General features: G+C 70.6%; 18 protein-coding genes and 2 pseudogenes. 12 read left to right on the top strand and 8 right to left on the bottom strand.

The annotated features are described in order from the left end of the window. Positions 1 to 46: 46 nt before the first annotated feature. Positions 47 to 1870, bottom strand: a complete 1824-nt coding sequence (locus RAB71_RS06420) for an autotransporter domain-containing esterase (RefSeq protein WP_010341815.1) — start codon at positions 1868 to 1870, stop codon at positions 47 to 49. 171 nt (positions 1871 to 2041) lie between these two features. Here RAB71_RS06420 and thiS point away from each other — a divergent pair, with 171 nt between their 5' ends. From thiS to RAB71_RS06400, 4 genes are all read left to right on the top strand, one after another. Continuing rightward, a complete protein-coding gene (gene thiS, locus RAB71_RS06415) occupies positions 2042 to 2242 on the top strand; it encodes a sulfur carrier protein ThiS (RefSeq protein WP_010341814.1) in 201 nt (66 codons plus the stop codon). Positions 2243 to 2306: 64 nt separating this feature from the next. Continuing rightward, on the top strand, positions 2307 to 3101 hold the full coding sequence (locus RAB71_RS06410; RefSeq protein ID WP_010341812.1) for a thiazole synthase: 795 nt from the start codon (positions 2307 to 2309) through the stop codon (positions 3099 to 3101). Between the two features lie 10 nt (positions 3102 to 3111). Continuing rightward, on the top strand, positions 3112 to 3897 hold the full coding sequence (gene trmB, locus RAB71_RS06405; RefSeq protein WP_010341811.1) for a tRNA (guanosine(46)-N7)-methyltransferase TrmB: 786 nt from the start codon (positions 3112 to 3114) through the stop codon (positions 3895 to 3897). Positions 3898 to 3963: 66 nt separating this feature from the next. Then, positions 3964 to 5832 carry an SLC13 family permease gene (locus RAB71_RS06400; RefSeq protein ID WP_010341810.1) on the top strand — a complete coding sequence of 623 codons (1869 nt, stop codon included), beginning with the start codon at positions 3964 to 3966 and terminating at the stop codon, positions 5830 to 5832. A 31-nt stretch (positions 5833 to 5863) separates the two neighbouring features. Here RAB71_RS06400 and RAB71_RS06395 read toward each other — a convergent pair whose 3' ends face one another. Further along, positions 5864 to 6202, bottom strand: coding sequence for a Rieske (2Fe-2S) protein (locus RAB71_RS06395; RefSeq protein ID WP_010341809.1), 339 nt, complete (start codon positions 6200 to 6202; stop codon positions 5864 to 5866). A 203-nt stretch (positions 6203 to 6405) separates the two neighbouring features. Between RAB71_RS06395 and RAB71_RS06390 the strand changes: the two genes are divergently transcribed. The 5 genes from RAB71_RS06390 (at position 6406) to RAB71_RS06370 (ending at position 10676) form a co-directional block, all read left to right on the top strand. After that, positions 6406 to 6678: a hypothetical protein gene (locus tag RAB71_RS06390; protein WP_010341808.1), complete on the top strand. Its 273-nt coding sequence runs from the start codon at positions 6406 to 6408 to the stop codon at positions 6676 to 6678. Between the two features lie 119 nt (positions 6679 to 6797). Further along, the gene (locus RAB71_RS06385) at positions 6798 to 7505 is read left to right on the top strand and encodes a fumarylacetoacetate hydrolase family protein (RefSeq protein WP_010341807.1); all 708 of its coding nucleotides are present in this window, start codon (positions 6798 to 6800) and stop codon (positions 7503 to 7505) included. Between the two features lie 124 nt (positions 7506 to 7629). Continuing rightward, the gene (mscL, locus tag RAB71_RS06380) at positions 7630 to 8049 is read left to right on the top strand and encodes a large-conductance mechanosensitive channel protein MscL (protein WP_010341806.1); all 420 of its coding nucleotides are present in this window, start codon (positions 7630 to 7632) and stop codon (positions 8047 to 8049) included. Between the two features lie 96 nt (positions 8050 to 8145). After that, positions 8146 to 9561: a M28 family peptidase gene (locus RAB71_RS06375; protein WP_010341805.1), complete on the top strand. Its 1416-nt coding sequence runs from the start codon at positions 8146 to 8148 to the stop codon at positions 9559 to 9561. Between the two features lie 62 nt (positions 9562 to 9623). Continuing rightward, positions 9624 to 10676 (top strand): LacI family DNA-binding transcriptional regulator, encoded by a 1053-nt coding sequence (locus RAB71_RS06370; RefSeq protein ID WP_010341804.1) that lies wholly within the window; start codon positions 9624 to 9626, stop codon positions 10674 to 10676. Between the two features lie 238 nt (positions 10677 to 10914). Here RAB71_RS06370 and RAB71_RS06365 read toward each other — a convergent pair. The 3 genes and pseudogenes from RAB71_RS06365 to RAB71_RS06355 all read right to left on the bottom strand — a co-directional run. Further along, a pseudogene (locus RAB71_RS06365) lies at positions 10915 to 11760 on the bottom strand (cytochrome P450); the annotation flags it as partial. Between the two features lie 91 nt (positions 11761 to 11851). Beyond that, entirely contained in the window at positions 11852 to 11932 is an 81-nt protein-coding gene (locus tag RAB71_RS06360) for a tryptorubin family RiPP precursor (RefSeq protein ID WP_234006660.1), read from the bottom strand. Positions 11933 to 12126: 194 nt separating this feature from the next. Next, positions 12127 to 12870, bottom strand: a pseudogene (locus tag RAB71_RS06355) (TrmH family RNA methyltransferase); the annotation flags it as partial. Positions 12871 to 13435: 565 nt separating this feature from the next. Here RAB71_RS06355 and RAB71_RS06350 point away from each other — a divergent pair. After that, complete coding sequence (locus tag RAB71_RS06350; protein ID WP_041500417.1) at positions 13436 to 14497, top strand: hypothetical protein; 1062 nt, start codon at positions 13436 to 13438, stop codon at positions 14495 to 14497. A gap of 55 nt (positions 14498 to 14552) precedes the next feature. Here RAB71_RS06350 and RAB71_RS06345 read toward each other — a convergent pair whose 3' ends face one another. Next, positions 14553 to 15110 (bottom strand): GNAT family N-acetyltransferase, encoded by a 558-nt coding sequence (locus tag RAB71_RS06345; protein ID WP_167397501.1) that lies wholly within the window; start codon positions 15108 to 15110, stop codon positions 14553 to 14555. A 166-nt stretch (positions 15111 to 15276) separates the two neighbouring features. On the opposite strand from RAB71_RS06345, the gene RAB71_RS06340 reads away from it, so the two are divergent. Continuing rightward, entirely contained in the window at positions 15277 to 16020 is a 744-nt protein-coding gene (locus RAB71_RS06340; RefSeq protein WP_010341794.1) for a polysaccharide deacetylase family protein, read from the top strand. After that, the gene (locus RAB71_RS06335) at positions 16017 to 17138 is read left to right on the top strand and encodes a glycosyltransferase family 4 protein (protein WP_010341793.1); all 1122 of its coding nucleotides are present in this window, start codon (positions 16017 to 16019) and stop codon (positions 17136 to 17138) included. The genes RAB71_RS06340 and RAB71_RS06335 overlap by 4 nt, the downstream gene beginning before the upstream one ends. Before the next feature lie 25 nt (positions 17139 to 17163). Here the strand turns inward: RAB71_RS06335 and RAB71_RS06330 are convergent, their stop codons facing one another. Then, the gene (locus tag RAB71_RS06330; protein WP_010341792.1) at positions 17164 to 20289 is read right to left on the bottom strand and encodes an efflux RND transporter permease subunit; all 3126 of its coding nucleotides are present in this window, start codon (positions 20287 to 20289) and stop codon (positions 17164 to 17166) included. Next, positions 20286 to 21383 carry an efflux RND transporter periplasmic adaptor subunit gene (locus tag RAB71_RS06325; RefSeq protein WP_010341790.1) on the bottom strand — a complete coding sequence of 366 codons (1098 nt, stop codon included), beginning with the start codon at positions 21381 to 21383 and terminating at the stop codon, positions 20286 to 20288. Before RAB71_RS06325 ends, RAB71_RS06330 begins: the two co-directional genes overlap by 4 nt. Positions 21384 to 21385: the final 2 nt, after the last annotated feature.

Genomic DNA, 21385 nt, shown 5'->3' with positions numbered 1-21385 from the left:
CCCTGCCCGGCGCGCAGCCGGGCAAGGCGGGCGAACTCGGCGTTGCTTAGAAGCTGCCGCCGAAGTTCACGAACAGCGAGGTGTCGTGCGCACGCGACTGGCCAGTGGTGGCGGCGATGCCGACGTTGCTCTCCAGGCCCCACATCTTGGTCCGCGCGCCCAGCACCACCGAGGCGTAGTTGCGGTCGAAGTTGATGCCCGGCACCGCGTACTCGCCCAGGTCGGACATGGTCTGCAGGTACGCGGTGGCTTCCTGGTTCTTCTTGAACTCGTGGTCGTAGGTGGCCTGCAGGTACGGCTTGACCATACCGGCGTCGATGCTGGCCTTCCAGCCGATGCGGCCGACCATCGACTCGACGTCGCGGTCGCTGTAGCCCAGCGCGCTGGAGTTCGGGTTGCTCTCGGCGTAGCCGTCGAGCTTGACCTTCTGCCAGATCGCCGCGGCCACCGGGCCGTGCCTGAAGCTGCCTTCGCCGAACTCGTAGCCGCCCTGCAGCGCCGCGGTCAGGTTGCTGCCGTCCGGCGAGCCCTTGTGCTCGATGGTGGCCGGGCCGAGGTTGACCTTGCGGGTGACGTCGTAGCTCAGCCAGGTGTAGCTGACCTGGGCGTTGACCCAGGCATGCTCGCCGTACCAGCCGGCGAAGCCGCCGAGGGTGCTGTCGTCCTGGGTGTAGTCGCCGCCGCGGTTGCCGAAATCGGCATCGGTGCGACCGAAGCCGCCGAAGCCGCCGAACACCCACTCGCCACGCGACCAGTCCACGCCGAACAGGCCGGCCGGGGCCAGACCGTCGTACAGGTCGCCGTGCTGGTAGCGCTGCATGTCGCCGCGCAGGTTGCCCCACCAGCGCACGCCATCCGCTTCCGGGCGGCCGTCGATGTGCCAGGCAACCTGGTCGGCGCGCGAGCGGCCGACCATCTGCGCCGAGTGGGTCAGGATCTGCTGGGTGCGCGGGCCTTCCAGGATCGACAGCGCGTACTGCGCCAGCAGTTCATGGGTGCGGCCGGTCGGGTGCACGCCGTCGGCGAACACATAGGTATCGGCGGCATCGGCGCTGACGTAGCTGGTCGGGTTGCAGGTCAGCGACTGCGCGGTGATCTGCGGCTGGCAGGCGGTGCCGGTGACGTTGGTGAAGCCGTAGGTGCCCGGGTTGGCCACCACTTCCTGCAGCAGGTGGAAGGTGTCGACCGGGATCACGCGCAGCCCGGCGCTCTTGAGGCCGGAGAACAGGGCGGTGTTGTACGCGGTGGCCAGGGCGGTGCCCTGCGCCATCGCCGCGGCGCCGCCGGCGCGGAAGCGCGGGGTGATGCCGACGTCGGGCAGGTTGTTGACCATGACATAGCGCGCGCCGGCGTTCTGCAGGCTGGCGACGATGCCGACTTCGGCGGTCACGGCGTTGCCGATGGTGGTCTGCACCGGCGCACCGCCGGCGATGGCGAACAGGTCGTTGGCACCGCCCCACACCGAGTACAGCGCATTCGGATCGGCCTTGCCGCCGTTGGCGGCCAGGTAGTTGCTGGCCTGGGTCGCCAGCGACGGCGCCACGCCCAGCGCGCTCGGGTTGGCCACGCCGACGCGGGCGTTGCCGGCGGCATAGTCGTCGCCGATCTGGCCATTGCCGTTGGCGGCGGCGTTGGTGCCGTAGTACTCGGCCACGTACTGCGCCCACACGAAGTCCGGGTTGGTGGTGAACTGGCCGGTCACCGCACGCACCGAGGCCGGCAGCAGCGGACGGTAGTAGCCGGCGTCGGTCAGGCTGTCGCCGAAGAACACGGTGCGGCTGTAGGTGGTGGACTGCGCGAACGCAGGCGCGGCGGCGAGCACGATCGCGGCGGCGAGCAGCGAGCGGAGCGGACGGATAGACGACGTCATGGAAGCCCTCCCGGGCAAAAATGGAACACGAAGTGGAGCGAAACTGGGGTGCGGCCGCACCATACGTTGCCGCATGGCCGACATCATTCCACCTCTGCCGGACACGCTCACGTTGCACTGCCGCAAATGACACGACTCGCGCGCCAGTGGCACGCATTGCACAATGATGGCATGAACATCGAATTGAACGGCAGACAATGCACGCTGGCGCCGGCCACCACGGTGGCCGCGCTGCTGCAGGCCGAAGGGCTGGGGCAGCGTCGGGTCGCGGTCGAGGTCAACGGCGAGATCGTGCCGCGCGGCGCACACGCCACGCACGAGCTGCACGCCGGCGACCGGGTCGAGATCGTGCACGCGCTCGGCGGGGGCTGAATCGGGCGGATGCGCGCCGCGGCGCGGACTCGGCAGGGCCGGTGCGATGGGCGATAATCCGCCGATGAACGCTCCCGCCCCCCACGATGCGCTGGTGATCGCCGGCAAACCCTATTGTTCGCGCCTGCTCACCGGCACCGGCAAGTTCGCCGATCTCGAACAGACCCGCCTGGCCACCGAGGCCGCCGCCGCGCAGATCGTCACCGTGGCGATCCGCCGCAGCAACATCGGCCAGAACCCGGGCGAGCCCAACCTGCTCGACGTGCTGCCGCCGGAGCAGTACACCATCCTGCCCAACACCGCCGGCTGCTACACCGCCGAGGACGCGGTGCGCACCTGCCGGCTGGCGCGCGAACTGCTCGACGGCCACAACCTGACCAAGCTGGAAGTGCTGGGCGACCAGCGCACCCTGTTCCCGGACGTGGTGCAAACCCTCAAGGCCGCGGAAATCCTGGTCGCCGACGGTTTCGAGGTGATGGTCTATACCAGCGACGACCCGATCCTGGCCAAGCGCCTGGAGGAGATCGGCTGCGTGGCGGTGATGCCGCTGGCCGCGCCGATCGGCTCCGGCCTGGGCATCCAGAACCGTTACAACCTGCTGGAGATCATCGACAACGCCAAGGTGCCGATCATCGTCGACGCGGGCGTCGGCACCGCCTCGGACGCGGCGATCGCGATGGAGCTGGGCTGCGACGGCGTGCTGATGAATACCGCCATCGCCGGCGCGCGCAACCCCGTGCTGATGGCCAGCGCCATGCGCAAGGCGGTGGAAGCCGGCCGCGAGGCGTTCCTGGCCGGGCGCATCCCGCGCAAGCGCTACGCCAGCGCCTCCTCGCCGGTCGACGGGCTGATCGGGTGAGGCCGCAGGCATGACCGATCCGTTCTCCAGCGCCGGCGCCAAGACCCCGCCGAAACCCTTCACCGTCGAGGAAGGCCATCGCCAGGTGCGCAGCTTCGTGCTGCGCCAGGGCCGCTTCACCCCGGCCCAGCAGCGCGCGTTCGACGCGCTGTGGCCGCGCTTCGGACTGGACTACCGCGGCCAGCCGCGCGACCTGGACGCCACCTTCGGTCGCAACGCGCCCAAGGTGCTGGAAATCGGCTTCGGCAACGGCGCGGCCTTGCGCCACGCCGCACAGCACGACCCCAGCCGCGACTACATCGGCATCGAGGTGCATGCGCCGGGCGTGGGCCGTCTGCTCAACGCCCTGGTCGAGGACGGCGCCGACCACGTGCGCCTGTACCACCACGATGCGGTGGAGGTGCTGCAGCACGAGATCGCCGACGGCAGCCTGGACGAGGTGCGCATCTACTTCCCCGACCCCTGGCACAAGAAGCGCCACAACAAGCGGCGCCTGCTGCAGCCAGCGTTCGCCGCGCTGCTGGTGCGCAAGCTGCGCGCCGGCGGCCGCCTGCACTGCGCCACCGACTGGGCCGACTACGCCGAACAGATGTGGGACGTGCTCGACGCCACCCCCGGCCTGGTCAACCGCGCCGGCCCGCGCGGCCACGTGCCGCGCCCGGACTGGCGCCCGCAGACCCACTTCGAGACCCGTGGCCAGAATCTGGGGCATGGGGTGTGGGATTTGTTGTATGACCGGGAATCGGGAACGGGGAATCGGGAATCGGAAGCGGGCTCGTCTGCCGCCCCCCGCTAGCGACGACCTGCGACGACCGGCCGCTTCTGCCATTCTCCATTCCCGATTCCCCATTCCCGGCCTCGCATGGATACCGCGCTGACGCTGACCACCGATATGAAGCTCGTGCTCGGGCTGGTCGGCTTCACCATGGCGATGTTCGTGTTCGAGCGGATCCGCGCCGACGTGGTGGCGCTGGTGGTGCTGGTGGTGCTCGGGGTGACCGGCCTGATCGCGCCGGAGGAGCTGTTCAGCGGCTTCTCCGGTAACGCGGTGATGAGCATCATCGCCACCACCATCCTCGGCGCCGGGCTGGAGCGCACCGGCGCGCTGAACCGGCTGGCGTCGTGGCTGCTGCGCCGGGCGCGCGGGGTCGAGGAACGGCTGATGCTGCTGACCACCGCCATCGCCGGGCTCAATTCCTCGTTCATGCAGAACCCCTCGGTGATGGCGCTGTACCTGCCGGTGGCCTCGCGCCTGGCCGGGCGCACCGGGCTGACCCTGCAGCGGCTGCTGCTGCCGATCGCCGCGGCCATCGTGATGGGCGGCGCGCTGACCATGGTCGGCAACTCGCCGCTGATCCTGCTCAACGACCTGCTGCAGTCGGCCAACAACAACCTGCCCTCGGGCATGGCCACCATCGAGCCGCTGCGCATGTTCGCGCCGCTGCCGATCGGCGTGGCGCTGCTGGCGGCATCGCTGATCTATTTCCGCGTGCGTGGCGACAAGGCGCTGGCCGAGGAAGAGCGGCTGATCAACGACGGCGTCACCCCGGCGCGCACCGAGAGCTATTTCGCCCGTACCTACGGCATCGAAGGCGACGTGTTCGAGCTGATCGTCAGCGCCGACAGCCCGCTGGTCGGCATGACCCTGGGCGAGGCCGAGACCGTGCACAACGCGCCGCTGCTGCTGGCGCTGAAGACCGGCAACGACACCCGCCTGGCGCCGCCAGCGGACATGCGCATCTGGGTCGGCAGCGTGCTCGGGGTGATGGGCGCGCGCCAGCAGGTCGCCGATTTCGCGCAGAACCAGTTCCTGCGCCTGTCCTCGCGCCTGCGCAACCTCGGCGACCTGTTCAACCCCAGCCGCGCCGGCATCTCCGAGGCGGTGATCCCGCCGACCTCGCGCTTCATCGGCAAGAGCGCGGCCGAGCTGCGCCTGCGCAAGCAGGCCGGGATCAGCCTGCTGGCGATCAACCGCGACAAGCAGGTGATCCGCGAGGACGTGCGCAAGGTGCCGCTTCGCGCCGGCGACATGCTGGTATTCCACAGCATCTGGCAGGACCTGGCGCAGGCCTCGGAAAGCCGCGATTTCGTGGTGGTCACCGACTACCCCAAGGGCGAGCACCGCCCGCACAAGTTCAAGATCGCGATGACGATCTTCGCCCTGACCATCCTGATCGCACTGACCTCCAGGCTGCCGGTGGCGCTGACCCTGATGACCGGCGTGGCCGGCATGCTGCTCACCGGCGTGCTGCGCATGGACGAGGCCTACGCGGCGATCAACTGGAAGACCGTGTTCCTGATGGCCGGGCTGATCCCGCTGGGCTGGGCGATGGACAGCAGCGGCGCCGCCGCCTGGGTCGCCGGCCATACCATCGCGCGCTTGCCCGAGGGCATGCCGGTGTGGGCGCTGGAGATCGCGCTGGGCCTGCTGACCACGGCGTTCTCGCTGGTGATCAGCCATGTCGGCGCGACCATCGTGATGGTGCCGATCGCGGTCAACCTGGCGCTGGCGGCCGGCGGCAATCCCACCGCGTTCGCGCTGATCGTGGCGCTGTCGGCGTCCAACAACCTGATGACCGCGTCCAATCCGGTGATCTCGATGATCACCGGCCCGGCCAACTACCAGCCGCGCGAACTGTGGCGCGTCGGCGGCCCGCTGTCGCTGGTCTACACCCTGGTGGTGGTGCTGATGGTCAACCTGATGTCGATGGGCTGGTGGCACGCGCTGTAGCGCGCCCCATCGCAAGCACCTGCGCTGCGCGCTAAACCAGCACCACCTGCCCGTCGCGCACGTCCACCGGCACCGCATGCAGGCTCTGGCCGCGGCAGGGGCCGGACACGCACTCGCCACCCTGCAGCTCGAACGCGGCGCCATGCGCGGCGCACACCACATGGCCCTCGCGGCTCTTCAGGAACTGGCCCGGCGCCCAGTCCAGGCGGCGCCCGGCGTGCGGGCACACGTTCAACCACGCGCGCACGCTGTCGCCCTCGCGGTACAGCAGCAGCGACTCGGACTCGCCGCCGATCAGCGCCTCGGCCTCGGCCAGTTCGCCGGAAACGAGGGCGTGCAGCGACGCCAGCACGGCGGAAGATTCGGTCATGGCTTACGGACACGCACGGCGATGGGGCCGCAATTCTGGCACGGACGCGCGTGGCCCGCGCCGGCGTGCGGCTTCACTCCGCGAGGACATGCAAGCGGTTGAACGGAAAGTGTTAATTTTTCGCTTAACGAAGTTTTCACTCCGTCACATAAAACAGCGTCGATACTGCGCGCCTTCGGTTCAAACTGAAACAGAGTTCTGCCATGCGCGCTCGCCTCTTCAATTTCGACCAATTCCGGCACCTGTTCGCGCCGCGCAAGCCGCGCCATCCGCTGGTGAAGCTGGCCGTGGGCCTGCTCGGCCTGGCGATCCTGGCCGGGCTGGTGTTCGTCAGCGTGTTCGTGGGCGCGGCGATGATCCTGGGCGGCATCGCCATGAAGCTGCTGAGCCAGCGCGGCAAGCGCCCGGCCACCGCGCGCCGGCATGTCGTCGATGGCGAATACCGGGTGGTGCGCAAGCCGGCGTTGCCGTTGTAAGGCGGGGATTGGGGAGTCGGGATTGGGGAATCGCGAGAGCGACATCCGCTTCCCTGTTGGAATCGGGTTGAACCCGACGCGCTAAACTGCTGCATCCCCCGTTCGTTGGATGCACGCTCATGAAAGACCTGTTCGCTGCTGCCGAGGCTCCGCGCGTTCCCGTGCGTGGGCAGGGCCTGTTTCCGGTGCATCGCATCTATTGCGTGGGCCGCAACTTCGCCGACCATGCGCGGGAGATGGGCGCCAGTGCGCCGGCGTCGAAGGCCGAGCGCGGCCAGCCGACCTTCTTCATGAAACCGGCCGATGCGCTGGTGATCGGCGAGGAGGCCATCCCCTACCCGTCCGCGACCCAGGACCTGCACCACGAGGTGGAACTGGTGGTGGCGCTGGGCCAGGACGCGCCGGCCGGCGTGCTGCCGGTGGACGCCGCCGAGTCGCTGATCCTGGCCTACGGCGTGGGCCTGGACCTGACCCGTCGCGACCTGCAGGCCGCGGCCAAGGCCAAGGGCCTGCCGTGGGACATCGCCAAGGGCTTCGACGCGTCCGCGCCGATCAGCGAGCTGATCCCGGCCGGCGAGGTCGGTGCGCTGGAAGCGCTGAACCTGTCGCTGGAGGTCAACGGCGAAGTCCGTCAGCAGTCGCTGCTGGAGCAGATGATCTGGAACGTGCCGGAGATCCTGCACGAGCTGTCCAAGCTGTTCGCGCTGCGCGCCGGCGACCTGGTGTTCATGGGCACGCCGGCCGGCGTGGCCGCGCTGCGTCCGGGCGACCGCTTCAGCGCGCGCCTGGAGAACGTGGCCGAACGGCATGGACGCATCGTCGGCTGAGTTGGTCGGCCGAGGACACCCGCGCGGTCGCGCGGCGGACGCAGGCCTGTGACCCGACGACCACAATCGCTGCGCTAGGCTAGCGCCGCGGCGACAGGCCCGCACTGACAAGAGAGGAGTTCCGATGAGCATGATCCGCGAATTCAAGGAATTCGCCATGCGCGGCAACGTGCTGGACCTGGCGGTCGGCGTGGTGCTCGGTGCCGCGTTCGGCAAGATCGTCACCGCGCTGGTGGAGAAGATCATCATGCCGCCGATCGGGTTGCTCGTCGGCGGCGTGGACTTCTCGCGCTGGGCGTGGACGCTGAAGGCGGCCACGGTGGACGCGGCGGGCAAGCCGGTGCCGGCCGTGGTGATCGGCATCGGCGATTTCCTCAACACCATCATCCAGTTCGTGATCGTGGCCTTCGCCATCTTCATGCTGGTCAAGGCGATCAACCGCATCGCACGCAAGGAACCGCCGGCGCCGAAGTCCCCGACCGAGGAAGTGCTGCTGCTGCGCGAGATCCGCGATTCGCTCAAGCACGAGCCGCGCGCGGAGTAAGCGCGACGGTGCGCGCGGCCTCTTCCATGGAGGCCGCGCCGTGCACGGCGGCAAGGCACTGTTAAGCTCCTCGTTCCTGTGTTCGCGGAGTTCTCCATGCGCCGTCTCGCTGTCCTCATCGCTGCCGTCCTGAGCCTGTCCTCCACCGCCGACGCGGCCGAGGCCACGCGCATTCCAGAGGCGGCGCTGCGCGATGCAGCGACCCTGCGCGAACGCGCGCTGGCCGACGACACCGGCTGGAAGGTGGTCGAATCGCTGACCACCGAGATTGGCCCGCGCATGGCCGGCAGCGAGGCCGATGCACGCGCGGTGGCCTGGGCCACGGCGAAATTCAAGGCGCTGGGCTTCGACAAGGTGTGGACCGAGCCGGTGACGTTCCCGAAGTGGGAGCGGCGCAGCGAACATGCGCAGGTGCTCGGCGCGCATGCGCAACCGCTGACCGTCACCGCGCTGGGCGGCAGCCCCGGCGGCACGGTCGAGGCCGAGGTGGTGCGCTTCGCCGACCTGGCCGCGTTGCAGGCGGCGCCGGCCGATGCGCTACGCGGCAAGATCGCCTTCGTCGACTACCAGATGCTGCGCACCCGCGACGGCAAGGACTACGGCAATGGCGGCGCAGTGCGCAGCAAGGGGCCGTCCGAAGCGATCCGCAAGGGCGCGATCGGTTTCGTGATGCGCTCGGCCGGCACCGATTCGCACCGCGTGCCGCATACCGGCATCACCCGCTTCGATGATGGTCTGACCCCGGTGCCGTCGGCGGCGCTGTCGGTGCCCGATGCCAACCAGCTGGCGCGCCTGCTCGCGCGCGGCCCGGTGCGCCTGCGCCTGGCGCTGGACTGCGGCTGGGACGGCACCGCCACCTCCTACAACGTGATAGGGCAGATCACCGGGCGCACGTTGCCGAACGAAGTCGTGCTGATCGGCGGGCACCTGGATTCGTGGGATCTGGGCACCGGCGCGATCGACGACGGCGCCGGCGTGGCGATCAGCATGGCCGCCGGGCATCTGATCGGCCAGCTCAAGCAAGCGCCCAAGCGCAGCATCCGCGTGATCGCCTTCGCCAACGAGGAGCAGGGGCTGTACGGCGGCAAGGCGTACGCGCAGGCGCATGCCAAGGACGTGGCGCGGCACCAGATCGCCGCCGAGAGCGATTTCGGCGCCGGCCGCATCTACGCCTTCAACACCGGCTCCGGCGACGCCGCCGGCTCGCGCGAAGCAACTCGGCAGATCGCCGAGGCGCTGGCGCCGCTCGGCATCGCCTACGCGCCGGACGCCGGCGGCCCCGGCCCGGATGTCGGCCCGCTCGCCGCCAAGGGCGGCGCCTGGGCCTGGCTGGCGCAGGACGGCAGCGATTACTTCGATCTGCATCACACCGCCGACGACACCCTGGACAAGATCGACCCGAAGGCGCTGGCGCAGAACGTGGCCGCGTATGCGGTGTTCGCGTATCTGGCGGCGCAGGCCGACGGCGGGTTCGGCAGCCAGGCCAAGACAGTGGAACCGCCCAGGGAGTAAAGTGCACCGGACCTGCGCAGGACGCGCGCAGGGGCTTCCCTTCCGCAGCTGCGCCAGGACCTTTGATGGGCATACGGCAACGTCGCGCGGGCTCAGCGGTGACGTTGCTGGATGTGGCCCGCCATGCGGGCGTGTCGCCGATGACTGCTTCGCGCGTGATCAACCGCCACCCGCGCGTGAGCGCGACCATGCGCGAGCGCGTCGAGGCGTCGATCCAGGCGCTCGGCTACCGCCCCAACCTCGCCGGCCGCTCGCTGCGCACTGCAGGACTGGCCCGCATCGGCGTGCTGTACAGCAACCCCAGCGCGGCCTACCTCAACCAGTTCATGCTCGGCGTGCTCGAACGCAGTAGCCTGGAAGGCTGCCAGGTGCTGGTGGAGAAGAGCGAGGACAGCGACAGCCAGCGCGCCGCCACCGAGCGCCTGCTCGATGCCGGCGCCGATGGCCTGATCCTGCCGCCGCCGCTGTGCGATGCGCGGCAGACCATCGCCGAACTGGAGGCGCGCGGCATCCCGCTGGTGGCGGTGGCCACCGGCGCGCCGCTGCCCGGGGTCAGTTCGGTGCGCATCGACGACTACGCGGCCGCATGCGCGCTCACCCAGCACCTGCTCGATCTGGGCCACCGCGACATCGGCTTCGTCAGCGGCGATCCCGGCCACACGCCCAGCGCGCTGCGCAGCCGCGGCTTCTTCGACACCATGGCGCGGGCCGGGCTGACGGTGGCGCCGGAGCGCGTGGCCGAAGGCCTGTTCACCTACCGCTCCGGCCTGCTCGCGGCCACCGCGCTGCTGCAGGCCGCGCCGCGCCCCAGCGCGATCCTGTGCAGCAACGACGACATGGCCGCGGCGGCGCTGGCGATCGCCCACGGCCTGCGCCTGCGCGTGCCCGAGGATCTGTCGATCGCCGGCTTCGACGACACCCCGGTGGCAACGACGATCTGGCCGGAGCTGACCACCATCCACCAGCCGGTCACGGCGATGGGCGGGGCGGCGGTGACGCTGCTGCTCGGCGAGATCCGCCAGCGCCGCGACGGCCTGCCCAGCCGCGGCATCCATCAGGTGCTGGACTACACCCTGGTCACCCGCGCCTCCACCGCGCCGCCTGCAGCGAGCTGATCGCTACGGCGTCGCGTGCGGCGTGCGCTGCCGCTCAGGCGCGCGTGTGCCGGACCACGTCGACCTGGGCGACGCCCAGCAGGCCGGTCAACGGCACCTCGGCGCGGCGTTGCCGCGGGTCGGCGACCAACCCCTGGTTGCGCAGCAGGTCCAGCAACCGTTCCGCCAGCGGCATCACCATGTGCCGGCCCCAGCAGCGCTCGGAGGCATGGCCGAACGGCAGGTAGCCGGGCAACGCATCCGGGTCCAGGCCGTCCCAGCGCTCGGGCCGGAACGCGTCCGGTTCCTCCCACAGCGCCGGATCGCGATGGCTGAGCAAGGGCAGTACCAGCACGTCGTCGCCGGCGCCGATGCGCGGATCCAGCGCGCCGTACTCGGGCGAGGCGTTGCGCAGGATGTTCCAGGACGGCGGCAGCAGGCGCAGGGTTTCGTAGAGGATGTTGCGGTTGGAGACATCCGGGTCGAACGGCGAGCCCAGCCACAGCGCGTTGGCGACCAGGGTGGAAATGGTGAAGCACACCGGCGCGGCGGTGCGCCGGTACAGCCCCATGGCGTCGCGGCGTTCGCGGTAGCCGTCGGCCGCGGACAGCAACGTGGCCAGTGCCGAGGCGTCCGCGCGCGGCGCCAGCGGTGCGAGCGCACCGGCGGCGATCACCGCCCAGGTCAGGCGCGGCGTCAGTTCCAGGGTGCGGTCCATCAGCAGGCGCAGCCGCCAGGGATCGCCGCCGAGCAGCAGGTCGCGCAGATAGACATGGCCGACATGCGGCCAGGGGCCGGACAGGTCGAGCGTCGCGGGGACCGGGCGCTTCAGCGCCTCGCGCACGTCGCGGCCGATCGCCTGCATCAGCTTGGCCGCTTCGCTGCGCGCGATCGAGCGGCCGTGCAGCGGTTTGAAGGTCGGGCGTTCGTGTTCGGTCGCGGGCCGGGCCGCGAGCAGGCGGTCGGTCAACGTCGGCCCGGCAACGCCGACCGTGTCGGCATCCAGGCGGAACGCCTCCTGCCCCACATGCGTGCGCAACAAGTCCTGCAGACGCGGCGCGAAGACCGTGGCGCGCGCGTGGCGATCGGCCAGGGTGGTGGACATCGCGAGTCTCCTGAAGGAACGGCGCCCGGCGCAGCGTCGTCGCCGCCGGGCACCGGCCGCACGCGACAGCGCGCGGCAACGCACGGGGCGCTCAGTACCAGATGTACCAGGCGTAGGACTTCAGCGGCTTCTTCGACGACAGCAGGTGCTTGATGGAGAACAGCAGCTTCATAGCGACATCTCCGCAGGAGTGACGATGGCCCTTTCGGGAGGGGGAACTGCGCGGTCTCGCTGGCACGCATCGCGCGGCGCGCGATCGCATCGACGAGGCGCGCCTGCACGCTACGCCGCCGACACGCGCCCCGCAAACCCGAAACCGGCAGACGCGCACACTATTTCGTAGCCAAATGCAGCCGGCCGCGGTGTTCAGCGCGTAGCGTGTTGGTGTGGATGCCGGCTGCGCCAGGTGCCCAGCAACACCGCGGTGGCGGCGGCGACATTGAGGCTTTCCACCGCGCCGCTGCCCGGGATCGACAGGCGCAGGTCGCAGGCCTGCGCGAAGTCGCGATCCATGCCGTCGCTCTCGGCGCCCATGACGTAGACCAGGCGTTGCGGCAAGGCGCCGGCGAACAGATCGTCGCCGCCGGCCACCAGCGTCGCCGCCAGGGCGAAGCCCGCGCCCCGCACCTGCGCCACTGCCTGCGCCGACGGCGGCAGCCGCACCAGCGGCACCGCCTCGGCGCCGCCCTCGGCCACGCGCGCGGCGGCACCGGACAGCGCCAGTGCGGCCTGCTCCGGCAACAGGATCGCGCCCACGCCGAAATGCGCCGCCGAGCGCAAAATCGCGCCGAAGTTGTGCGGATTGCCGACGCCGTCCAGCCACAGCGCCACTGCCGGTCCCGGCGCCAGCGTCTGCAGCCAGTCGGCCAAGCCCAGCGGCGCGACGCGCAGCACGTCGGCGACCACACCCTCGTGGTGGCTGCTGGCGGCGAGCTTGTGCAGGTCGGCCTCGTCCACCACGCGGTAGCCGACCCGATTGGCCACGCACCACTTCAGCAGCGGCTGCAGCGCCGGGATCCGCGCCTCGCTCAGGTACAGCTTGCGGATCGCCTCCGGCCGCCGCGCGTACACCGCGCGCACTGCGTTGAGGCCGTAGAGGCGCAGCTCGTTGCGGGGTGTGGCGGCCGCCGGACCCTCACCCCCGGCCCCTCTCGCGGGGGGAGAGGGGGGATTTCCACCGCGCGGGCGGTTGCCCCAGGGCGAGGTCATCGGCGCACGCCCGTGGCGCAGCGGGAACGAAGGGCATGACGCATGGCAATCTCCTGAAAAAAGCGCGGGCCGCTCGTCGGGAACGGCGGGCTGCGGGCATTTTCGCTCATCCGCGCGCCGCCGGCTGCCCCGGCGTGGTCCAGCGCGGCGCCGGCACTTGTCTACATCGCGGGACACGAAGCGCAAACCAGATCGCGGCGGCGACCGAGAAGCAGTTCACCCTCGCCCACACCATGCGGGATTCGCGGGGAGGCATGCGGAAATCCGACAAGCGCGCGCTGCGTGTTGGGTCCATCGTCGCCGCTTCCTCAGCGACCACGCAGGCCTCTATCGAGCACAGCCACGTCCCATCCCACTCGCTTCGCAGACGGGAGGCACGCCGCGACCGTAGGGCGCCGCAACGCGCCGCGCCGCCGCATGGCCTCCCGAGAACGCATTCCGCATTCTCACGACAAGGCGAACTCCCATGCACTCCGACTTCCGCACTTCTTCCTGGACCTCGCGTCACCGTGCCTGCACCGCATTGCTGCTGATGCTGGCGCTGTTCGGCCTCAGCGCCAGCGCGCTGGCGCAGACCGCCGCACCCGATGCGCGCCTGGCCCGGGCCGGCGCCCTGCGCGCCGCACACAAACCCGCCGAGGTTCCCGACGACTACATCCAGACCCCCTACGGCTACTTCGCGCCGGCCTGCGTGCGCCAGGTGCATCGCAACGAACGCGTCCTCGGCGACGGCGGCCTGCAGCGCGCCAACGGTGTGCGCGAACAGGCGCAGGCCTGCACCCAGGACAACTTCACGCCCAGCGGCATCCGGGTACGACCTGACGGACGCGGCGTGGATGGCCAGCAAGTCCGCGGCAACGCCGCACTGGCGGCCTCCAGCGCACGCCGCGCGGTGCCGCCGCCGATCACCCACGACTGGGTGCAGTCGGCCATCGACGTGACCGGCAACAAGATGGGCCGCATCGTGGCCAGCTGGACGGTGCCGCAGAACCCGACCAACGTGGCGCAGCAGACGGTGTATTTCTTCCCCGGCATGCAGAGCGACGATCCGACCATCCTGCAACCGGTGCTGGGCTACCGCGGCGACAGCAATACCTGGGATCTGAGCAGTTGGAATTGCTGCCAGGACGGCATGGTCTGGTACAGCGATTTCATCCCGGCCAAGGCCGGCGACCGGATCGTCGGCGACACCTATGCCACCTGCAACAACGGCAGCCCCTGCGCCAATTGGAACGTCGATACGCGCAACGTCACCACCGGCCAGAGCGTGCGGCTCAGCACCACCTACGACATCAATTCCCGGACGCACCTGGTGGTGGGCGGTGCGCTGGAAGTGTATGCGGTGGACAGTTGCGACCAGTATCCGCCCGACCGCCGCATCACCTTCGAGGCGATCGGCGTCTACGACTACCGCATGCAACAGGTGGCATCGCCGGCATGGGTGTCCTACAACGACAGTTCCGGCCTGGACGTGCAGTGCGATTACGCGGTGGATACCACCGCCACCTCGGCGACCATTTCCTACTGAGGCCGCATGATCGCCTGAGCCCCGCGTCGCTGCCCGACCGTGGCAGCGACGCGGCTCAGGCGCCGGGCCAACTGCGCGCGAACAGCCGCAGCGCGCGTCGTTGCCCGTCGCGTACCGAGACCTCAGGACGCACGCCGATCTCGGCGAAACCGTTCTTCTGCAGCACCCGCGCCGAGCCGTGATTGTCCGGCAGCGTCAGCGCCTCGATCCGCTGCAGGCCTAGCGCCGGCACCGCCCAATCCAGGTAGGCGGCGACGATGCGGGTCATCCGCCCCTGACCCCAATGCGCACTGCCGAGCCAGTAGCCGAGCTCGGCCAGCCCAGGCGCCGGCTGCGCCGCGGCGTGCAGGCCGATGCCGCCGCAGGCCTCGCCGCCGATCTCGATCGCCAGCACCGGGTCGCGCAGGTCGATGACCTGCCCGTCCAGAAACGCGGCGCCGTCGGCGCGCGTGTAGGGATGCGGAAAACGCCGGCTGAGCCCGCGCGCCACCTGGGCGTCGTCGGCGTGGCGGACCAATGCGTCCAGGTCGCTGGCGCGCCAGCGACGCAGCGCGATCCCGTCCAGTTGCAGCCGCAGGTCGTGCCAGCGGCCGGCCACGGCGGTCTCGGACATCGGCGGCTCCTGCGGCAACGGGACGCCCAGCATAGCCGCCGGCCGGGCCGTCCGCCGGGTCGCGCAAGCGTCTACGGCTGAGGGTTTTACCCGACAGACCAGCGAAAGCCAGCGCCGGTAGACTCCCGCGCCGCACCTCGCCCTTCCGTCCCAAGAGCCGTTCCCGATGCCCTCCGACACCGCCGCCACGGCCCGCATTCCAATCTTCATGTACCACAACGTGGCCGAGGCGCCGCGCCACCTGCAGGTGTACCGCAGCCTGTACGTGAGCCCGGGCCGCTTCGCCCGGCAGATGCGCCTGCTGCAGCGGCTGGGCTACCGCGGCGTGTCCATGTCCGACGCCATGCCGTACCTGCGCGGCGAGCGCCAGGGCAAGGTCGCGGTTGTCACCCTGGACGACGGCTACCTGGACAACCTGCACGCGGCGCTGCCGGTGCTGCAGCGGCTGGGCTTCACCGCCACCGTGTACATGGTCAGCGGCTGCATCGGCCGCCACAACGTGTGGGATGCGCAGAAGCTGGGCATCGAAAAGCCGCTGATGAACCTCGCCGAGCTGCGCCAGTGGCGCGCCGGCGGCATGGAGATCGGCGCGCATACCCGCTCGCACCCGCACCTGACCGGCTGCAGCGATGCGGCGCTGCGCGAGGAGATCGGCGGCTGCAAGCGCGAACTGGAGGACCTGCTCGGCGAGGCGGTGCCGCAGTTCTGCTACCCCTACGGCGATGTCGACGACCGCGTCGCCGACGTGGTGCGCGAGGCCGGCTACACCGCCGCCACCAGCACCCGCCGCGGCCGCGCCCCGGCCGGCTCGGACCCGATGCGCTATCCGCGCATCCAGGTCGCGCGCCACCACCTGCTGCCGCAGTTCGCGCTGCGCGCCTTCACCGCCTACGAGGACCGGCGCGGATGAAATTCCTGTTCGTCGGCACCAATCCCGAAAACACCGGCGCGGCCACGCATTTCGTGGCGCTGGCGCAGGCGCTGGCCGGCGTCGGCCACCAGGTCGAGGTCATCGCCTGCGAAGGCGGCCTGATCGCCGACGAGTTGCGCCGCAGCGGCATCACCGTGCATGTCGGGCACTTCCGCAACGTGCTGGACCCGGACGGCTACGGGCCGTTGCTGCGGGTGGCGCGGCGCAGCCGGCCGGACTGGCTGGTCGGCAACTTCGGCAAGGAATACTGGCCGCTGCTGCTGGCCGGACGTGCGCTGGGCATCCCCGTGGCGCTGTTCCGTCACCGCACCCCGGCGATGAGCGCGCTGTCCGGCTATGCGATCCCGCGCCTGGCCGCGCGCTTCTTCGCGGTGTCGCACTACGCGCGCCAGGCCTACCTGGAGCGCGGCGTGCCCGAGGCGCTGGTGCAGGTGCTGTACAACCCGGTGACCATGGAGCGGCTGCGCCCGGATCCGGAACGTGGCCGTGCCATCCGCGCCGCGCAGGGCTTGCCCGAGGATGCGATCGTGCTTGGCTACAGCGGGCGCATGCATGCCGGAAAGGGCATTTTCCCGTTGCTGGGGGCTGCAGGAGCGGCGATGGCGCAGGAACCGCGCCTGCACTGCCTGTGGCTGGGCGACGGCCCGGACGCGGCGCAACTGCAGGCGCAGGCCGCGGCGCAGCCGCACGGCGAACGCCACCGCTTCGTCGGCTGGGTCAACGACACCACCCCGTACTACAACGCGATGTCGATGCTGGCGTTTCCGTCGCTGGCGCCGGAAACCTTCGGCCGGGTCTCGGTGGAAGCGCAGGCCAGCGGCGTGCCGGTGCTGGCCAGCCACGTCGGCGGCACCGCGGAGACGCTGGACCCCGGCGTCAGCGGCGAACTGCTCACGCCCGGGGACATCGCTGACTGGCGCGACGCGATCCTGCGCCTGTGCGACAGCGAACGCCGCCAGCGCATGGGCCAGGCCGGGCGCGACTTCGTGCAACGCCATTTCGGCGGCGCGGTGATCGCCGCGCAGTTCGTGCACCTGCTACAGCAGCCGCGCTGCGCGCCGCGGCCGCTGGCGTCGTCGCGGGTCGATCCGGCCTGAAGCAAGCCGGCCCGAGCGCTCCCGCTCAGGCGTGGCCGCCGACCGACGGCGTCTGCGCCTCCAGTTGCTGCAGGCGCTGCTGCACCGCATCCGGCGACCGTGTGTACGGCGCCAGCAGCGCATAGAACGCCGGCACCACGAACAGCGACAGCAGCGTGGACACCGACACGCCGAAGATCACCACGATGCCGATGGTGGCGCGGCTGGCCGACCCGGGGCCGCCGGCGACCACCAGGGGGATGGCGCCGACCACGGTGGCCAGCGAGGTCATCAGGATCGGGCGCAGGCGCACCGCCGCCGCTTCGACGATGGCCTCTCGCACGCTGCGCCCGGCATCGCGCAACTGGTTGGCGAACTCGACGATCAGGATGCCGTTCTTGGCCGCCAACCCGACCAGCATGACGATGCCGATCTGGCTGAACAGGTTGAGGGTGCCGCCGCTGATCGCCAGGCCGATCAGCGCGCCGAGCACGCCCAGGGGCACGGTCAGCATGATCACCAGCGGGTGGATGAAGCTCTCGAACTGCGCCGCCAGCACCAGGTACACGATCAGCAGCGCCAGGGCGAAGGTCAGCAGCACCGCGCCGCCGGCCTTCTGGTACTCGCGCGATTCGCCCTTCCAGTCGAGCTGCGCGTAGTCGGGCAGTTCCTCGCGCGCCACCTGCTGCGCCCAGGCGATCGCCTCGCCGAGCGGATAGCCCGGGGCCAGGCCGGCGTTGATGGTGATCGCACGCAGGCGATTGAAGCGATGCAGGTTGCCCGGCTCGGCGACTTCGCGCAGGGTCACCAGGTTCGACAGCGGGATCAGCTGGCCGTTGTCGGCGCGCACCCGGATCGCCGCCAGGTCGTCGGGATTGGCGCGGCCGTCGCGACTGGCCTGCAGCATCACGTCGTACTCCTCGCCGTTGTCGACGAAGGTGGTGACCTGGCGCGAGCCCATCAGCGTCTCCAGCGCGCGGCCGATCTCGGTCACCGGCACGCCGAGGTCGGCCGCGCGCTGGCGGTCGATCTCCACGCGCATCTGCGGCCGGGTTTCCTTGTAGTCCGAGTCCGCCCCGACCAGGCCGGGGTTGTCGGCGATGCGCGCGAGCAGGCGGTCGCGCCATTGCGCGATCTCGGCGTAGTCGGGGCCGCCAAGCACGATCTGGAACGGCTGCCCGCGGCTGTTGACCAGGCCGCCGCCGACCTGAGTGCGCGCCCGCACGCCAGGCAGCGCGCGCAGTTCGTCCTGCAACTGGGCGGCGACGTCGGCGGTGGCCACGTCGCGCTCGCTCCAGTCGCGCAGGAACACGCTGACCCGGCCGGTGTGCATCTCCTCGCTGGCACCGAAACTGCCGGGCACGCGCGGATTGGCGCGCGCGATCGGCTGGCCGTCGCCGCGGTGGCGGTCGAGGATGGCCTCGACCTGGTGCATCTGCCCCACGGTGTAGTCGAAGCCGGCGCCTTCCGGCGCATCGATCATCACCTGGAACGAGCCGCGGTCCTCGGCCGGTGCCAGTTCCGAGGGAATCATCCGCGCCAGCAGCGCACTGGCCGCCAGCGCGGCCAGCAGCAGCGCGCCGAACAGCCAGGCGCGGCCGACATGGCGCTCGAGCACGCGCCGGTAGCGCGCGCTCAGCCCCTGCAGCCGCGCCTCGACCCAGCCATGCACGCGGTTGGGCTGCTCGCGCGCGTGCGCCTTGAGCAGCTTGGACGACATCATCGGGGTCAGGGTCAGCGCGACGAAGGCGGAGATCGCCACCGCCGCGGCCAGCGCCACCGCCAGTTCACGGAACAGGCGCCCGGTGTTGCCTTCGAGGAAGCCGACCGGCAGGAACACCGCCACCAGCACCGCGGTGGTGGCGATCACCGCGAAGGCGACCTGCGCGGTGCCGCGCCGCGCCGCCACCAGCGCCGGTTCGCCCAGATCGACGCGGCGCTGAATGTTCTCCACCACCACGATCGCATCGTCCACCACCAGGCCGATGCACAGCACCAAGGCGAGCAGGGTCAGCAGGTTGATCGAGAAGCCGAACGCATACAGCGCGATGAACGCGGCCACCAGGCACACCGGCACCGTCACCGCCGGAATCAGCGCCGCGCGCAAGCTGCCCAGGAACAGCCAGATCACCACCAGCACCAGCACCACCGCCTCGATCAGGGTGTGGTAGACGCGCTCCACCGAGGCATCGATGAACACGGTGGAATCGAAGGCGACGAAGATCTGCGTGCCCTTGGGCAGGGTCTGCTGGATCTGCTGCGCGGCTGCGCGTGCGGCGCGGGCCACGTCCAGGCTGTTGGCGGTGGAGGTCTTGACGATGCCCAGGCCGACGTTGGGCACGCCGTTGCTGCGGAAGTAGGCGCGGCGCTCGGCCGAGGCCAGTTCCACCTTGGCCACGTCGCCCAGTCGCACCACGTAGCCGTCGCGGCCCTTGCCCAGCGGAATGGCGGCGAAGTCCGCGGGAGTGCGGTAGTTGCGCTCTACGCGCAGGGTGAAGTCGCGATCGGCCGATTCCAGGCGGCCGGCCGGCAGTTCCACGTTCTCGCGGGCCAGGGCGTTCTCGACGTCGGCCACGGTGAGCGCGCGCGCGGCCAACTGGTCGCGGTCCAGCCAGATCCGCATGGCGTAGCGCTGCCGCCCGCCCAGCATCACCTGCGCCACGCCGTCGATGCTGGACAGGCGATCCACCACGTAGCGCTCGGCGTAATCGGACAGCTGCAGCGCGTCCATCGTGCTGGAGCTCATGTTGAGCCACAGGATGGCGTCGGCATCGGACTCGACCTTGGCGATCTCCGGCGCGTCGGCCTCGTCGGGCAGGCGGTCGAGCACGCGGCTGACCGCATCGCGCACGTCGTTGGCGGCGGCCTCGATGTCGCGGGTGGCGCGGAACTCCAGGCTGATGTCGGCCACGCCGTTGGAACTGCGCGCCTGGATCGTCTCGATGCCTTCGATGCCGGCCAGCGCGTCTTCCAGCACCTGGGTGATGCGGCTTTCCACCACCGCCGCCGAGGCGCCGGGATAGCGCACATCCACCGACACGATCGGCGGATCGATCGCCGGCAATTCGCGCAGGGTCAGCCGGCTGTACGCCATCACCCCCAGCACCACCAGCAACAGGCTCATCACCGCGGCGAATACCGGCCGGGTGATGGAAACGTCGGACAGCTTCATCGCGCCAGGTCCGCCGCGGCGCTGCCGCTGCGCGCGCCACCGCCGTCGACGCCGGCGGCGGCATCGACCACGGCCACGCCCGGGCGCAGCTTGCCGGTGCCCTCGACCACAATGCGCTGGCCGGGCTGCAGGCCCTCCACGATCTCGACCAGGCCGTCGCGGCGCGTGCCGGTGCGCACGTCGGCGCGGGCCACGGTGGCATCGGCACCGACCCGGTACACGAACGCATCGCGTCCCACCTGCACCACCGCGATCTCCGGGATCACCAGCGCCTGTCGCGCGGGCCGGTACAGGCGCACGTCCATCAGCATGCCCGGGCGCAGCGCGCGGTCGGCGTTGTCGAACGCGGCGCGCACGGTGACCGCGCGGGTGGCGCTGTCCACGCGCGCATCCACCGTGGCGACCTTGCCTTCGAAGGCGCGCCCCGGGTAGGCCACGCTGCGGCCGCCGACCACGTCGCCGGGCTTCACCGTCGACAGCGCCGCCTCCGGCACCTGGAAATCCACATAGACCTGGGCCACGTCGTCGAGCGTGGCGATTGTCGCGTCCGGCGTCAGCAGTGCGCCGGGGCTGACCTGGCGCAGGCCGAGGACGCCGGCGAACGGCGCGCGCACGCTGCGGTCGCCGATCTCCGCACGCATCTGCAGCACCCGCGCCTGCGCGGCGTCGCGCAGGGCGCGTTGCGTGTCCAGTTGCGCGCGCGACACCAGTTGCCGGCCGACCAGCTCGCTCTGCCGCCGGTACAGTTGCTCGGCCTCGGTGTAGGTGGCCTCGGCCTCGCGCAGCGCCGCCTGCTGGCCCTGCCCGCGCAGCGTCACCAGCGGCGCGCCGGCCGCCACTTCCTGGCCGCTCTCGAAATGCACACGCTCGACGATCTCGCTGACCTTGGCGGTCAGCGTCACCGACTCGCGCGCCTTGACCGTGCCCAGCGAGGACAGGCTGTCGTTCCAGTCGCGCAGCTGCACCGTCTGCAGCGTCACCGGAACCGCGGCATTGGCCTTGGCCGGCGCCGCGGGCTTGCCGCACCCGACAAGCGCGATCGACGACAACAGGAGATACACCAGGCGGACGCCGGCGCGTGGTCGGTGCGGCATGG

Origin of the sequence: Xanthomonas sacchari (assembly GCF_040529065.1) — a bacterium.
GTDB classification, from domain to species: domain Bacteria; phylum Pseudomonadota; class Gammaproteobacteria; order Xanthomonadales; family Xanthomonadaceae; genus Xanthomonas_A; species Xanthomonas_A sacchari.
Note: the sequence above shows the minus strand (reverse complement) of the source record. Positions and strands in the feature narration are given on the sequence as shown.

Excerpts from the sequence above, each read along its gene's own strand:
- RAB71_RS06420 (WP_010341815.1), bottom strand. The coding sequence starts at position 1,870 with ATGACGTCGTCTATCCGTCCGCTCCGCTCGCTGCTCGCCGCCGCGATC.
- thiS (WP_010341814.1), top strand. The coding sequence starts at position 2,042 with ATGAACATCGAATTGAACGGCAGACAATGCACGCTGGCGCCGGCCACC.
- RAB71_RS06410 (WP_010341812.1), top strand. The coding sequence starts at position 2,307 with ATGAACGCTCCCGCCCCCCACGATGCGCTGGTGATCGCCGGCAAACCC.
- trmB (WP_010341811.1), top strand. The coding sequence starts at position 3,112 with ATGACCGATCCGTTCTCCAGCGCCGGCGCCAAGACCCCGCCGAAACCC.
- RAB71_RS06400 (WP_010341810.1), top strand. The coding sequence starts at position 3,964 with ATGGATACCGCGCTGACGCTGACCACCGATATGAAGCTCGTGCTCGGG.
- RAB71_RS06395 (WP_010341809.1), bottom strand. The coding sequence starts at position 6,202 with ATGACCGAATCTTCCGCCGTGCTGGCGTCGCTGCACGCCCTCGTTTCC.
- RAB71_RS06390 (WP_010341808.1), top strand. The coding sequence starts at position 6,406 with ATGCGCGCTCGCCTCTTCAATTTCGACCAATTCCGGCACCTGTTCGCG.
- RAB71_RS06385 (WP_010341807.1), top strand. The coding sequence starts at position 6,798 with ATGAAAGACCTGTTCGCTGCTGCCGAGGCTCCGCGCGTTCCCGTGCGT.
- mscL (WP_010341806.1), top strand. The coding sequence starts at position 7,630 with ATGAGCATGATCCGCGAATTCAAGGAATTCGCCATGCGCGGCAACGTG.
- RAB71_RS06375 (WP_010341805.1), top strand. The coding sequence starts at position 8,146 with ATGCGCCGTCTCGCTGTCCTCATCGCTGCCGTCCTGAGCCTGTCCTCC.
- RAB71_RS06360 (WP_234006660.1), bottom strand. The coding sequence starts at position 11,932 with ATGAAGCTGCTGTTCTCCATCAAGCACCTGCTGTCGTCGAAGAAGCCG.
- RAB71_RS06350 (WP_041500417.1), top strand. The coding sequence starts at position 13,436 with ATGCACTCCGACTTCCGCACTTCTTCCTGGACCTCGCGTCACCGTGCC.
- RAB71_RS06345 (WP_167397501.1), bottom strand. The coding sequence starts at position 15,110 with ATGTCCGAGACCGCCGTGGCCGGCCGCTGGCACGACCTGCGGCTGCAA.
- RAB71_RS06340 (WP_010341794.1), top strand. The coding sequence starts at position 15,277 with ATGCCCTCCGACACCGCCGCCACGGCCCGCATTCCAATCTTCATGTAC.
- RAB71_RS06335 (WP_010341793.1), top strand. The coding sequence starts at position 16,017 with ATGAAATTCCTGTTCGTCGGCACCAATCCCGAAAACACCGGCGCGGCC.
- RAB71_RS06330 (WP_010341792.1), bottom strand. The coding sequence starts at position 20,289 with ATGAAGCTGTCCGACGTTTCCATCACCCGGCCGGTATTCGCCGCGGTG.
- RAB71_RS06325 (WP_010341790.1), bottom strand. The coding sequence starts at position 21,383 with ATGCCGCACCGACCACGCGCCGGCGTCCGCCTGGTGTATCTCCTGTTG.